This is a genomic window from Pseudarthrobacter sp. RHLT1-30-1, assembly GCF_059383415.1.
In genome coordinates, this window is record NZ_JBWZCG010000017.1 from 66,960 (window position 1) to 81,340 (window position 14,381).

Genomic DNA, 14,381 nt, shown 5'->3' on the forward strand with positions numbered 1-14,381 from the left:
AGTCCTTGGTTCAATCGCCGGGAGGTTACGCCGCCAACGGCTGAGCCTTCCATCCGTTACGTATCTGCTGCAACCGCGATCAACGCTTCGCCCCGGCAGGCATGGAACTTCATCAAGCCACCGGAGAACAGCGCTCTCATGGACCCGACCGTTATGCGCGACTTCCGAGCGCCTGGCGTAGAGGGGCCGGTGAGGTTCAAGTGTTTATCTCGTTACGCGATGGTGTGGAGCATGTCTCGGCCCGAGAGGTCATGGAGGAAATTCCACAGGAACTGGCGATCATCAGGACCGTGCGGAGCATGGATTCGGCAGCTCGCGGACGGACCGTCTGACGGGTGGACGACGGTCCTCGAACATGGGCATTACTTCACGCTGGCGGCCGAAGCGGCCGGATATTCTCGAGAGTATGAAGAGCAGCACAAGCTCTGCTGCCAACTGCACGTTCAACGGGTCAAATCGTTCCTCGAGCAGCAGCGTATTTTCTCTCGGGCTAGGCAGCCATTACGGCGTCTGTGGAGTTAAGTACCCAATGGGCCGTGATACGAGACGCGGCCCAGCTTGTCAGAGCCCGAGATCGTTCAATGTCCGTGGCCGACCGTTTTTGACTGTCAATGCGGGAATCCTCTGCGGCCACAGGGCGGCATGTCGCTTTGCATCGGGGTCCGTCCATTTACGTTGCCCCTGCGGGCTACCCGCCCATGGGTTGCCGACCGCCACGGTAGGGCGTGCTCTTTGCTGCCGAACCGGGCGGGAGGAGTAGGGCCGTCACCGGCACATCAAGCACGTTGGCGATATCCCAGAGTCGCTCGTAAGCCACGCTTTTCCGGCCCCACTCGATCCCGATGATCATGTTGCGGCTCAACCCGGACTCCAGTGCCAAAGCTTCCTGGGAGAGAGCCTGCTCGAGTCGGAGCTCTCGGATCCTCGCCCCGACCATCGTCCTGCGCTCTGCCCACCGGCGGGTCTGCTCCTCGGAGGACTGGTGCGGGCGGGTGGGCATTTATCCATGTCAACTGACAACATCAGTCTTGTCTGCTCTACTAGTGATACATGCATGTCGTTCCTTGCACCTGTGGAGAGAAAGGCAGGTACGGACTTTGGAAGCCTGCGACTGGACGCCATGATCCGGGGTTACAAGTTCCGCATGTACCCGACATCGAAGCAGCAGGACCTATTCCTGGCGATGCTGAATGACCTCCGGTTTCTCTACAACGCCGCCCTGCAGGACCGCAGCGACCAATGGAGGCGCGCCCGGATAAGCGTCACCTTCCCCGCCCAGGACGCACAGCTCAAAGACATTCGCGCCGACGACCCCGACTACGAGCGCTGGTCCGCCGCCGCCGAGTCCCAGATCATCCGCCGCTTGGAAAGATCTTTCCAAGCCTTCTTCCGCCGCGTTAAGGCCGGCGAAAAGAAAGTGGGCTACCCACGCTTTAGAGGGGCCGGCCGGTTTAACACGGTCGTCCACCGCAACGGGCTCGGCGCGAAGTGGGACTCGCACCCGACACAAACCCGGGCATATTTCAAAGGCGTCGGCCACGTCAAGGTGAAGCAACACCGGCCCGTCGTGGGGCGGGTAAAAACGCTGGCCGTGAAGCGTGAAGGCCGGCACTGGTACGTCGTGCTGTCCGTCGAGCAGGAGCTCCCGGAGCCGCTGCCGAAGACCGGCGCCGTGATCGGCATCGACCTCGCCACCGGCGCCAACGGCCTAGCGTATACCTCCCTGGGGGAGCGGATTGGCAACCCTGGCTACGGCCACGCCTCTCTGGACAAGCTGGCAGTAGCCAACCAGGCACTGTCACGCACCAAAAAGGGATCCAACCGCCACCGCAAGGCCCGGCAGAAGGTTGCCGGCGTGCACCGGAAGACCCGCAACCAGCGGCACGACTATCTTCACAAGACGGCGCGCCAGCTCGTGGACAGCTACGACGTAATCGTGGCGGAGGATCTAAGCACAGCCAGCATGACCCGGCGTGCGGCACCCCGGCCCGACGGGGCCGGGGGCTACGAACCCAACGGAGGGAGTGCAAAGACCGGACTCAACCGGTCCATACTCGATGCAGGCTGGAGATGCCTCCTGGATTTGATACGCGCCAAGGCTGAAAGCGCCGGACGAGAGTTCATCCAGGTCGACCCGGCCTACACCTCCCAGACCTGCAGTAAGTGCGGGCACCGGGAGGCGGCCAACCGGAACGGCAAGGTATTCCTCTGCCTTTCGTGCGGGCACCGAGCAGACGCCGACGTCAACGCGGCGCGCAACATACTCAGGGCCGGGCTGGCCCTGCGGGACACGGCCTAAGCCGGCGTCACGAGAAGGGTCCGCTGTGACCCACTCGAAGCTGCGTTGCATGCGTCCCGCACGAAGCGGGCGAATTCGCGTAGTAGAGCTTAAGTCACCTTCATGCGCTGGAGGATGGATTGGATGTCCGGGCATTAGGATGCAGGGAGAATCCGGATTCTTGAACGGAGACGCTCCCGCGGGCCATGAACCCGCCGAGCCTGTGCAAAGTTTGGCCAAAGGAATTGATATGCTTTCCCACCAGCTGCGCATTTCGAGCCCGGCTGTACGATCAAAGATCGGCCTCACATCTCACCCATGAAGGGGTCTCCCATGAAACTACGCGACACAGTGAGTGGGCGTAGGTGGTTAGAACAATTCTCCGAGGAAGACCGAATTGCTGCAGATCTGTTGATTGACTCAATCCAGATCACCACGTCTGACCAGATAAAGTCTGATATCGAAGCGGCAATTCAGGAAATTATATCCTCATCCGAAAACAACTTCTACGTTGCCCCCATTGTATCCAGGGAAGATGTGCTTAAGCACTTAGACCTGAAGCGGACAGACGATAGAGAGTTGCGAATGTTCGATGACTACGAGCCATTAATGCTTATAGGAAAAGATGCTGGCTCGGAGAATTATCTCGCCTTGGTAGCTCGCGACACGAGAAAAACATTTGGCGAGCAGGTTACATTTGACGGATCTGCAGAAGCTTTCAAGGCAGCTGAGACATCGGAATCGCAGCTAGGATTCATTTTTATCGTTGACAACTCAATGTCAGGGACACAGGTAGCATTCTTCATGGACTCATTCTGGAAGAGCGAGCGGGTCTCTTCGCTACTGGGAAAAAGGAGAACAAGCATTCAAGTCCATTTGGTATGCTGGGGGGCAACACGCCAAGTAATTGAAATGCTTGACTCAGCTCCAGAATACTTACAGGTCAACCGGACGATTGTGTGTGAAGTACCATCAGTGGGCACATATTTTCCCGCGGGCGATGCTCTGAATGCGGTAATGAGTATTATTCAGAAATATCCCAAGGTGATCACCAGCAACAAGATCGGCAAGCGCGGCCTCGGCTTCATGGACACCGGCGCACTATTCTTGCCGCTCGGCTCGTCGGCCCCCAATAATATGCCAGATCTGTTGATTCGTAGTGCCCCAGCGAAGAGTAAAGTTAAGTACGTTGCACTGTTTGATAATCGCCGAATACCGCCGGATGTGAAAGCGCTAACTCCTACTCCGAGTCCACTGCCACTTCGAAATGTTGATGCCTACAACGAAAAACTCCGTAAGCAGAAACTAATAACCGCCGTCAAGATATCTAACGCTGGAAAGTCCAAGGAGTGGGCAATGCTCTTATTGATGGCGCTGCACTATACACCTCCGGAAATCCGAAGTGAACTTGGCCTGTCATATATTGACAGTAAGCGAATCCTAAAGATATTTAATGAAATCGGCTGGGCAACCGGCGCATTCACCCTGACTGAAGCGGGTTATAAAAGTCTGCGGAAGTTTGGGAGCCAGGAGAATTATTCCGAATACAAGCGTGGGATGAGGTACGTTCGAGCGGAATTTGACGGAGTCCGTGGAGCCTACTACCCTAAATCTGTGCGTGGGGTGAAATGACCCCTAGTTAGATAGAGGCGCTATTGGCCCTCCATCATCAGCAACTGCGCGAGTAGTTGCGGATGAGTATCCCAGCGATGGGATTTCATCGTGTGTCGACCATGGTTTGCACGTGTACATAGGTGCATCATGCCGGCCTACCCAGCTGCATCATGCACATTACAACTACGAACTATGGACCCCACGAACAATCGCTCCGGCATGAAGGGACCGATGGTAGGTGATCATTTCACCCCACGCATACGGCCAGGTCTTACTTGAAAAAGGTGGCAGTCTAGACCTTTTAGAAGAAATCCGCAGAGTAGATGAGGAATGCCGCGATTTCGGCGTAACACCTATATATACCCTCGGCCATTTGGCTTTCCTATCAGGTGTACCGTATCGGCGCCTACGCGATGTTATTACAAACACCGAGGCGCATTACACTGAACTTCGCATGAAGAAAAAGAATGGTCGCGGGTTCCGTATCATCCGAATGCCGAATGATCACCTCAAAAGAGTTCAGCGATATATTCTGAGAAACTGCATTCCTAAGGGTTCGAGTAGTGATGTCTCCTATGCTTACACGGCGGGTACCGGAATACTCGATGCAGCGACAAAGCATGTTGGAAGTCGAGCTTTAATAAAGCTTGACTTTGCTGATTTCTTTGGCTCCATTGATAGCGCCTCCGTTTATGAGATCTTTGTTCGTTCGGGATATCCCGAATTGCTTGCATTTGAAATGGCCATGCTATGTACGTGGGGAGGCAAGGTCGCCCTCATCAATAAAGCCAATCTGAAGCCTTACCGCATACATGGCCGTCGGTTCCTTGCTCAAGGTGCGCCGACTAGCGGGGCACTTTCCAATCTGGCTCTACGAGAGTTTGACAAAGCTTTAGAGCGTCTCAAATATTCTGGATTCAACGTAACGCGCTATGCCGACGACATAGCCGTGTCCAGTGTCGGCGTGCTGTCTCGTACTGAGTGTCAGTCAGTAATAAATGAAATCGCAGCGCTAAGTGCACGGTTCCGGTTATCTCTCAATGGCGAAAAGACGAAGATCCTTCTCAATAAAAGTAGTTACAGGATTCTTGGCCTTGCTGTATCAGATGCTGGGGTAGGTCTGTCTCGCCCTTATAAGCGAAGATTTGAATCAGAGCTCTACGGAATTGAAAAAGCCGGATTGTCCAAGCATGCTTCCTTCAGAAAATATTCAAGCGAGATCGAATTTGTTGCTTACTTGTGGGGGCATGTGGCTTTCGGTAAGGGAATTGACCCGAGTTGGGGTCAGCGGATGAGTGAAGCGCTTACACGCTTGAATGTGCCGTTCATCGATGTCGTGGGCGTTTTGGGACGACGCGGTGAAGACGATTAATGACGTGCCTTAGGAGCCTTCAACGGTGGTCGGAAGTTTCCCTGTGCACTGTTGAACTCAACCGTTCCGAAGCCACGCTAAGCCGACACGACCGCTGCAAGAACGTTCCGCGGAATGATCTCTCCTGAATATGGGCTACAAAACGTAGTCCATCTGAGAGGTCCCTGTTGGCGCAGGTTTTAGTGCGAATATCCTGCTATGTCGGCCGGATGGGCACCTGCGTCTCTTGCCAGGATGCGTTGGGATTTGGCGCACCTGCGTCTATTGAAACGAACGCTGGTCGTCGTGGCACATGCGTTTCTCCAGCGTTCCGCCTATCCGTTCATCTCACCTGCGTCTCGCCGCAGTGCGGTCTACGGACCGAGCTGAATCCCCGGGGCTTCCAGCCATACCGGACCGCCAGCCCGCCTCGTGACAGACGTCAGACCCGTTTCGCCGTGACCGCCGCGGCGGTCCAGGTTGCTTGGGAAAGCTGCATCTTGGGACGTCGTGCCCTTAGTTCCAACAAGGCCCGGGACTGAGAATTGGTCTGCCCTGCTGCGGGACCGCACCACGACATGGTGAACGCAAACCTCGTAATTGCTATCAATGAAGCGCGGCTTGGCGCGAGGCCGCGCCATAGAGTCCTACGGGACGGTTCAGGTGGGCATCGGTTGTGCGGAGCGCTGCGCCCGGTGATCAGCGGCCTAGGCTCCTAGACAGCCCAGGGGGCTCGGTCGTTTGACCGCTATCGAATCGAACAGCCTTCGCAGCCAAGACAACCCATCGAAGGTCGGTGTCGGCCAAGCGGGCTTGGCCCTGACAACCGACGTCGTCAGCCGGGCCTGGTGCTTGGCTATCGGCGTTATCTGGAATCACCACCTAGTCGGAGTTCTCGTCACTGCCGAAACAGGCTGTGGCGGCCGACACCGTAATTCCCGCACGGAGTCGTTGCAGGTGTCGCCAACCTTCGCGGTCCGGCAGTCGGACAGCAACTCGTGGACGTAACCCAAGCCAGCGGTTGCGTGGACAAGCGACGGCCCGGGACTGCGGCACCCACGGACACCCTGACACCGATACCGACGACATCGATGCCCATATCGTCGTGGACGACGTGGAAGCGGTCGGCTCGGCACATGATCGGGGGCCATGCGGACAGCCCTGACGTGGACCTATTCGCGCGGCCAAATGCGGGACCTCGTGGCTTGAGACAGCACAGCAACCTTCTCGCACGGGTGGGGGTCACCCCTTACGCGCCTGGCAGGCTGCCCGGCCGTGGTAGCGCCTCGGGTGCCGTACGGGATAGGAAGCTCCGGGGCCGGGAGGGTTGGCCAGGAATAGCCCCTGTGCGGCCCTGTGTGCCCCCTAGGAGACGCTCGCAGGACTCCCGGGTAATGGGTCCCATATCAGCCACAGCATCATTCTAGGGGCACTGAGAGCCTCGAGCTTTCCCAATACGCCGAGATTAGGGCACACAAGAAAGCCGCCACCTTGGCCCGGGAGGGGGTCAGAGGCGGCGGCGTGTTCTTGGTTTAGCGGGAGTTGCTCCGCATGAATTTGATCAGGATGACGATCAGCCAGAGGCCACCGGTGAGCAGCGTCAGGATGACGTCGAGCAGCAAACCGCCGAATCAGGGGCCGCAGATGCTCAGACCCTGATAGTGGCGCTTATTGGCATCAAAGGACCTGGCCTGCCGAAAAGTTTCAACACGATCAGTCGCGGGCCGGGACATGGATTTGATCACAGTTTCCCCTTTGGTTGTGGGTTGTTGTAAATATCGGTGGTTAGCGCGCCGCAACGGATCGTTGAGTTACGCGGAGCTTGCTCCGCCCTTCGGGCTGCGCTGCGCTCCGCTTTCCTTGACCAGCGCTAGCTGGGCAGGACTGCGGCCTAATATCATTGACTCCGATGATGTCCTTGCCCCGAGGCAAGGTCATCGAGTGCCTTGACCAGGCAATGGTTGACCACGGCCGGCACGTCTTGGCCCCTTGTCGGTCTGGGTGGTGCCTTGCCCGAAGGCAAGGTCATCCACCGGTCCGCCCTGCACGGGCGGCGCTTCAACTCCCGCGTCAAGGCGTCGTTCTACCGAGGTAGAACAGCCCATAAGTTGGGGTAGTTAGGCCCCGTATTTATCGATGACGGTGTCCGCCGCCCTTTGGGGGGCGTCGGGCCATGAGGTAGATGGAGATGAGGTAGATCATTGGGGTAGTTAGGTGCCGGCTTTGTCCCGGTTCGGGGAGCCACATTTCCGGGGTACCCAATGAGTGACATTCTCTGGGTACCCAGGCGTTACTGCTGTGTGGGATTTAGGAGTTCGTCTAAGGACGTCCGGCTTCGATGTTGTCGACGATGTCCTTTATCCAATGGGGCGGCTCCGACGCTTCTTCGGCAGGACTCTGCATAGACACGTCTTCCCCGGTGGGAACCGTTATGGTGTACAGGATCGACGTATTAGTGCGCCGAACCTTGCGCAAGTAACCCCTCGACTCGGCCGTTCCGGTGCGCTTGGAAACCACCGCCTCGGACAACCCCACAGCCTCCGCTAGGGTCTTCACCGAAGGCCATGCCTCACCCGTGTAGTTGTCAGCGAAGGTAGCCAGGGCCCAGCAGGTGGCGCGGACGCCCGACGGAAGACCAGACTTCGCAATGGCATTGGCATACTGCAACGGACGCGACGCCTGGCCCGGTACTACGCTCACAGTTCTCCCTCCGGGACCATCAGCGACCACCCGTAGTTCCCAAGGCCGAACCGGTTGTCGTCGTCAATCTTGCGCTCGATGTATCCCTTCAGCACGAGTTCCGACATGATCGCCAGTACCGTGAGATCCTTCCTTACCTGCCCAAGCGCGGCATTGATCCGCTGCCAGTCCGTAAAGGCCACGCGGCCGATGCCAACCGAACGCGCCATCACACTTGCCACCGCAAGCGCTTCGGGCGGCAGGCTGCCGTCGCTGGCGATCGCATGGAGCCAGCGGGACAGGAACGGGTTCCTCGCAGCAAGCGCGGGGCCGCGGGCGATCTCTCCGGCGGTCGGCGGCTCGCCCGTCCGCTTCGCGGGGGCGGCCTCGGGTGACAACAGATCGGTCATGCGGGTCATCGGTTACCTCCAGTTTTGGGTGAAAAGGGCGCGACAAAGGCAGGAAAGTGCCTGGTCGGTTTGTAACGAGATATTCGAGCGGATGTGCTGCTACCGCCGGTAGTGGGACATTCGGCCGCAGGCTGGCTCACTGCACTAGCAGTTGGACGGCGCAGTGGTAGTTATCGAGCCGTACCGGCTTGATAAGCGTGCTGTTACCGGCACGGACTTCAGGGTCGGTGGCGGTCCGTCTTCAAGCACGGCGGGCGCGTCTTAGCGGACGATCTCCTGCTGCCGCATCCAATTCTCGACATCGGAGAGGCGGTACATGACCTTGGATCCGACGCGCAGACGCTTGGGTCCATCGGTCAGGTGGGTGGCAAGAAACTTCTCGCTGACGCCCATGAACGTGGCCGTCGTGCGGCGATCCATGTACAGGGACTGGGACATCTGCTGGGCCTTTTCGACAGTGGCTTTGACGTGAACGGGGGTAACGGTCAAAGAAATCTCCGGATGGTAGGGTCGTCGGTTGCACGAGCGACCGGCGACGAAGTGCGTTTTGCATAGACAAAAAAGGGCAACGCTCATTGGGTCATTTGGAACGGACTCAGGAAGGGGATCGCTTCTCCTTGGACAGGCTTTGTCCAGACCTTCATCTGCCTCCGGGACCCGCAGGGGACCTTGGAGAAGGTCTGATATGACCATTCTGTGTAGCTAACCGTCGTTATCTCGCTCGCGAATGTACGACTTATTGGCTAGTGTTGCGGCATGGCAATCAACAAGCTTCCCGGGGGGAAGTACGAGCTCGACTACCGTGTCGCCGGCAAACGTCGGTACAAGCGCTTCCGGACGAAGGGCGAAGCACAGGCGCACGAGTTGCAGATCAACACCGCGAAGGCCGGCGGCACCCTCATGGATACCCGAAAGGGTGGCAAGATGCGGTTTCATGATCTGTACGAAGAATGGATCGCGCGTATTGAAAAGGTGGGTGCGAGGGGTATGCGCCCCGCATCGCCCGTCACCGTGGCAGGCTACAAGCGGATTTATGAAACATATATGAGGGCCCACCTTGAGCACCGGGCCCTTGCCACCCTCACGCTTACGGTGATCAATGACTGGCTGAAAACGTTTGCCACTGACGATGCCCGCCAGCGGTCATACCGCCAGCTAGGGCGGATGCTCGAATACGCCGTGGGCAGCGGATATTTGCCTTCCAATCCCGCCCGCAACGCCACGATCAATAATGTGCCAAGGCCGGAACCGATCCGGGAGCCTGCCGCGCTGACGGTTTCGCAGCTGCAAGCGCTCGCCAAACAGGCCGCAACTGGCGGGCGGTACTGGAAGACACCCCACGATGCATACGAGCTGCTGATCTTGTTCGCAGGCACTACAGGCCTGCGGTGGTCGGAGATTGCCGGTCTCCGAGTTGACGCGCTAACTTTCGGTGCCGACCCTCAGGTTATTGCCCGGACAGCTTTAGTTCCCGTGGACGGGCGCCTACAACTCAGAGACACTACAAAGGGTCGCAAGCCCCGGGGGATTCCCATCCCGAGATCGGTCGCCGTGTCGCTGGAGGTCCACGTTGAAGGAATGCGGCCTGGAAGCCTCGTGTTTACATCTCCGTCAAATGGCTCGTTGAGGTCATCCAACTTCGCGCGCCGAACATTCCACCCGGCCGTCGCGCGATGCCAAGAAGTGGACCCGGACTTTCCTTCTATCGTGTTTCACGACCTGCGGAGGACGGCGGTCACACTGTGGGTCAGCGTGGGCTCCAACATCAAGGCAGTCCAGCAGATTGCCGGTCACAGTTCGGCCGTGACCACACTCGATGTGTATGCCCAGCTCCTGGCGGAAGACGTGCAGGCGTCTGCCAGGGCAGTTGACGGTCTGCTGAATCCCCCCTCGGTCTAGTTGTCGGGGTGGCACCCGGTCGCTTGCCGTAAAACCATATGGCTGTTAAATGGCTGCGTATCACATTCTGAGGCCTGCAGAGACCTGGATTTACTGCACGACTCATAATCGTGAGGTCGGGAGATCGAGCCTCCCCGCCGCTACAGAAGCAAAAACCCCTAGATTCCGTTAGAGTCTAGGGGTTTTTTCTTGTCCGGAGGGGTCCAAGAAGGGCCGAAATGGGACGTACTTCATCCATCGCTGTGGCCGTTGCCCGAAATCCCTCGCGGACCGCCGTTGCGGGACGCCGGGCAGGGTCGGCAGCAAATGAGCAGTGCGTGGACGGGGTCAGTCCCCGGGCATCTGGATCACGCCGAGCTGCCGCATCAGCCCGAGGTCGTCCCGGTCTGACCAATGCTCTGCGATCTTTCCATTTTCTACTCGGTGGATGGCCACTCCGGTCTCCCGCAGGTCGGCACCAGTGGGAGGCAGGGGGCCGGGGAGCTCACCCTCGTGATGACCGTATGCCGTAAGCCTGGTCACCACCTTGTCCCCTTCGGCGATCTGGTCTTCGATCTCGTGCCGCCCTGGCGTCGCCTTCCAAAATATCCGGAAGGCCTGTTTCAGGCCTTCCCGTCCGGCCGGGAGCCCTGGAAATGGTGGGTTGTGGTCGAAATAGTCCTCAGCAACCAGATCGTCCATTGCATCGATGTTCCCGGCGTCGATCTCTGCATAGAAGCGCCGCACAAGCGCCTTGTTGTCGTCGGCCTCCACCGTCGTCCTTCCGTTGGTATACGGAGAAACTTAACCGCGCCGACCGACCGAACCAACGAGTACGATCAGTTCAAGCGCCCTGTGCGTGGCCAGTCTAAACCCGCTGGCCTGGCCGTGGTAAGTGAATGTGGCCCCGCTGCAGCATTGCTCTCATCGTGGAGTTTTCCTCGGCGGTGGGAAGTTGCCGCATGCCTTGTGCGGCGCAGCGGACGTTGAACTGGCACCGAATCGCGGATCCCCCAGAACCGCGATCACCGAACTGGGCGGACCGGTCGGACTGAAAGGACACCATGGAACTCGATGACCTCCTCGACGTGCTGAATGCCGGCCAGACCATCACGGGGGACTCGCCCTTACATATAGTCATGCACCGCGTCAGCCAGGATGCCCTGCGCATTACCGGCGAGCTCAACGGACAATATCAAGAACCGGCGCGGGTACGGGAGCTGTTGGGCCAGCTGACAGGCAAACCAGTGGACGAATCGGTAACCGTTTTCCCGCCTTTCTACGCCGACTTCGGGAAGAACATCACCCTCGGGAAGCGGATCTTCATCAATTCCGGCTGCAAGTTTCAGGACCAGGGCGGTGTCGTGATCGGGGACGACTGCTTAATCGGGCACAACTCGGTGATGGCCACACTCAACCACGACCTCATGCCGAGCCGCCGAACGGACATGCACCCGGCTCCAATCGTCATCGGTCGCAATGTGTGGATCGGGTCTAACGTCACGATTCTGCCGGGCGTGACAATTGGTGATAACGCCGTCGTGGCGGCTGCGTCCGTTGTCACGAAGGACGTACCCGAGAATGCCCTGGTTGTTGGCTCGCCGGCACGCGTGGTGCGCTCGCTTCACAACTGAACCGCGCTGCTTTCAACTTCGTGGCGTGCCAGCACGCCGCCCAGCTGGAATGTGGCTCCCATCCAGGACGTGCCGACAAGTGCGGATCCGGCGGTCTTGGCACTGCTACTTGGCCCCCGGAATCCGCGTGATTCCGGGGGTTTATCTGTGTCCGGCGAGGTATCGCAGGACAACAGGCCGCCCCCAGCAGTATGGTGTGCTCGTAGGAGGGCAGGGGTATGAGTGAGAAGTCGCAGGGGCAGGCGATTTCCCTGTGGACCGCCACCGCGGAGAGCACCCGCTATGCCGCGCTCGGCACCGGCATCGACGTTGACACGGCGGTGATCGGCGGTGGCGTTGCGGGCCTGACCGCAGCGCTGGCCCTGAAACGTGCCGGCCAGACGGTCGCGGTGATCGAGGCGGCGCGGATCGGTACAGGGGTCACGGGGCACACCACCGGCAAGGTAACCTCGCTGCATCGCCTGGTGTACACCGAGCTGGCAGGGCGCCACGGGCCCGGCACCGCGCGCAGCTACGGGCAGGCGAACCAGGCGGCCGTTGAGCACATCGCGCGCGTCGTTTCGGAGGAGGACATCGACTGCGGGTTCCGCCGGGTGCCGAACTTCACCTATGCCGAAACAGAAGAGGCCTTGGCCCTCGTCCGGGACGAGGCCGATCTGGCCGCCAGGCTCGGCCTCCCTTCCGGCTTTACCGCCGATGTGCCGCTGCCATTCGCGGTCAGGGGAGCAGTCCGCTTCGACAACCAGGCGCAGCTCCACGCGGTGAGATACCTGCAGGGCCTTGCCCGCGCCGTCGATGGCGCGGGCAGTTTCGTGTTTGAGGAGTCCCGCGCCCTGGCGCTCCGGGACGGCTCGCCGGTGGTCGTGGAGACGGAGCGGGGATCCCTCCGGGCACGGGATGTCATCGTGGCCACCAATGTGCCGTTCGGGGACCAGGGAGGCTTTGCTGCGCGGTGCCTCCTGCACCGCTCCTACCTCGTCGCCAGCCGGGCGGGTTCCGTACCCCTGGAGGGGACTTACATCAGCGTCGAGGAGCCGATGCGTTCGATTCTGGCCGTCGACGTCGATGGCTCCGGTTACGTGCTCGCCGGAGGCGAGGGCCATCCGGCGGAGTCCGACGCCGGCGGGTCGGCGGAGCGGTATCGCCGTCTGGCTGCTTTCAGCCGTGACCGGCTCGGCACCGGCGAGCCCGCATTTCGCTGGTCCACCCAGGATGGCATCCCCGTTGACGGGCTGCCGTACGTAGGTCTCATGTCCCCGGGCTCCACCCACGTCCACGTGATCACCGGTCTACGGAAGTGGGGCCTGACGAACGGCACCGCCGGGGCCCTGATCCTCGCCGACACCTTGTGTGGCCGGGCAAACCCCTGGGCGCGCGTGTTCGACAGCAATCGGGCGCCCCGGGCAGGGGGACCGGCGTCCGCTGGCCAGAGCGCACCGATTCCGCCCCGGACACAGCAGGCAGCGCCGGCCCAGGAAGACCAGGACGCTCCCGTGGGCCTGGCCCCGGGGGAGGGCGCGGTCATCGAAAGGGGAGGCGAAAAGATCGCCGTCTACGCTGATCCGACCGGCCAATTACGGTCGGTCTCGGCGATCTGCACGCATTTGGGCTGCACTGTCGAGTTCAACGCCGCCGAGGTGACCTGGGACTGCCCCTGCCATGGCTCGCGGTTTGCCACCGACGGCACCGTCATTCAAGGTCCTGCCAGCACGAACCTGTCCCCTCGACCGTCACCCGACGGGGAGGGATGATCCCGCTGTCCGCGCCCGCATCGGCGTTCATCGTTGGCCGGCGGTGGCCCGGGGCGAACTGTGGCGGCGCCGTTCCAGTTCGACGACGTCGCGGGCGAAGGAAAAGGTGAGCAGCGGAAGGGCCAAGGCGGGGGCCGCGGCTGCAACAGCCGGAGGGATGCCCGGGGCCAAGGCGACGAGCAGCGCGAACGGCTGGAGGGCTCCGATCGCCTTGCGCGCCATGCTCGGCGGGAGCTGGCGGCGAAGGTGGGGCCGGAAGTGGCCCGCGGCCGCAAACACGTAGTACAGGGCTCCGATGCCGAGGGTCCAAACCCCAACGGCGGTCACGGTTGCGCAGGACAGAACGAGTACCAGGGCCGCGTCGGTTGCGGTATCAAGGCGTGCGCCCTCCGCCGATGCTGTGCCGGTGCGCCGGGCGACGGGACCGTCGACGGCGTCGAGAAGAAAGGCAACGGCACCCACGACGACCAGGAGCGGGTCAGGGGTCAGCCCGGTGAACAAAGCCGGAACGGCCAGCACGGCGCATAGGGAGACGAGGACGGCCCGGAGCAGGGTTATCTGGTCCGCGGGAGTGGAGTAACGGGGAGTGCGGCGCAGGACGGAGGTGACGGCGCCTCCGACGACCACGGCGCCGGCGGCCAGTCCGATGGTCTGAAGTCCGAGGCCGGGGGAGTACGCCGTGGAGAGCCAGAGGCCCGCGACGCAGTACGACGCCACCGCGGCCATCGCGTCGGCCGCTGCCCGCCCTGCGGTCCTGCTATCCATGCGCCACCTCGTTCACAGGGT

The 14,381-nt window shown here is 60.4% G+C and carries 12 protein-coding genes; 6 read left to right on the plus strand and 6 right to left on the minus strand.

The window, feature by feature from the left end; all coding sequences use genetic code 11:
- Positions 1-688 precede the first annotated feature (688 nt).
- Positions 689-1,000: a helix-turn-helix domain-containing protein gene (locus AC50YM_RS13390; RefSeq protein WP_494957443.1), complete on the minus strand. Its 312-nt coding sequence runs from the start codon at positions 998-1,000 to the stop codon at positions 689-691.
- A 120-nt stretch (positions 1,001-1,120) separates the two neighbouring features.
- Here AC50YM_RS13390 and AC50YM_RS13395 point away from each other — a divergent pair, with 120 nt between their 5' ends.
- From AC50YM_RS13395 to AC50YM_RS13405, 3 genes are all read left to right on the plus strand, one after another.
- Positions 1,121-2,299, plus strand: a complete 1,179-nt coding sequence (locus AC50YM_RS13395) for an RNA-guided endonuclease InsQ/TnpB family protein (RefSeq protein WP_494957464.1) — start codon at positions 1,121-1,123, stop codon at positions 2,297-2,299.
- Positions 2,300-2,611: 312 nt separating this feature from the next.
- The gene (locus AC50YM_RS13400; protein WP_494957444.1) at positions 2,612-3,910 is read left to right on the plus strand and encodes a phosphoribosyltransferase-like protein; all 1,299 of its coding nucleotides are present in this window, start codon (positions 2,612-2,614) and stop codon (positions 3,908-3,910) included.
- A 220-nt stretch (positions 3,911-4,130) separates the two neighbouring features.
- Positions 4,131-5,264 carry a reverse transcriptase domain-containing protein gene (locus AC50YM_RS13405; protein ID WP_494957445.1) on the plus strand — a complete coding sequence of 378 codons (1,134 nt, stop codon included), beginning with the start codon at positions 4,131-4,133 and terminating at the stop codon, positions 5,262-5,264.
- 2,298 nt (positions 5,265-7,562) lie between these two features.
- Here the strand turns inward: AC50YM_RS13405 and AC50YM_RS13410 are convergent.
- The 3 genes from AC50YM_RS13410 to AC50YM_RS13420 all read right to left on the minus strand — a co-directional run bounded on the left by AC50YM_RS13410 (position 7,563) and on the right by AC50YM_RS13420 (position 8,821).
- A complete protein-coding gene (locus tag AC50YM_RS13410) occupies positions 7,563-7,943 on the minus strand; it encodes a helix-turn-helix domain-containing protein (protein ID WP_494957446.1) in 381 nt (126 codons plus the stop codon).
- Entirely contained in the window at positions 7,940-8,341 is a 402-nt protein-coding gene (locus tag AC50YM_RS13415; RefSeq protein WP_494957447.1) for a hypothetical protein, read from the minus strand. Before AC50YM_RS13415 ends, AC50YM_RS13410 begins: the two co-directional genes overlap by 4 nt.
- Before the next feature lie 252 nt (positions 8,342-8,593).
- Positions 8,594-8,821, minus strand: coding sequence for a helix-turn-helix transcriptional regulator (locus tag AC50YM_RS13420; protein WP_494957448.1), 228 nt, complete (start codon positions 8,819-8,821; stop codon positions 8,594-8,596).
- A 267-nt stretch (positions 8,822-9,088) separates the two neighbouring features.
- On the opposite strand from AC50YM_RS13420, the gene AC50YM_RS13425 reads away from it, so the two are divergent.
- Entirely contained in the window at positions 9,089-10,231 is a 1,143-nt protein-coding gene (locus tag AC50YM_RS13425) for a site-specific integrase (protein ID WP_494957449.1), read from the plus strand.
- Positions 10,232-10,558: 327 nt separating this feature from the next.
- Here the strand turns inward: AC50YM_RS13425 and AC50YM_RS13430 are convergent, their stop codons facing one another.
- On the minus strand, positions 10,559-10,984 hold the full coding sequence (locus AC50YM_RS13430; protein WP_494957450.1) for an ester cyclase: 426 nt from the start codon (positions 10,982-10,984) through the stop codon (positions 10,559-10,561).
- A gap of 290 nt (positions 10,985-11,274) precedes the next feature.
- Here AC50YM_RS13430 and AC50YM_RS13435 point away from each other — a divergent pair, with 290 nt between their 5' ends.
- Together AC50YM_RS13435 and AC50YM_RS13440 are read left to right on the plus strand one after the other, a co-directional pair.
- Positions 11,275-11,844, plus strand: a complete 570-nt coding sequence (locus AC50YM_RS13435) for a DapH/DapD/GlmU-related protein (protein ID WP_494957451.1) — start codon at positions 11,275-11,277, stop codon at positions 11,842-11,844.
- Between the two features lie 218 nt (positions 11,845-12,062).
- On the plus strand, positions 12,063-13,595 hold the full coding sequence (locus AC50YM_RS13440; RefSeq protein ID WP_494957452.1) for an FAD-dependent oxidoreductase: 1,533 nt from the start codon (positions 12,063-12,065) through the stop codon (positions 13,593-13,595).
- 27 nt (positions 13,596-13,622) lie between these two features.
- Here the strand turns inward: AC50YM_RS13440 and AC50YM_RS13445 are convergent, their stop codons facing one another.
- Complete coding sequence (locus AC50YM_RS13445) at positions 13,623-14,360, minus strand: CDP-alcohol phosphatidyltransferase family protein (protein WP_494957453.1); 738 nt, start codon at positions 14,358-14,360, stop codon at positions 13,623-13,625.
- Positions 14,361-14,381 lie beyond the last annotated feature (21 nt).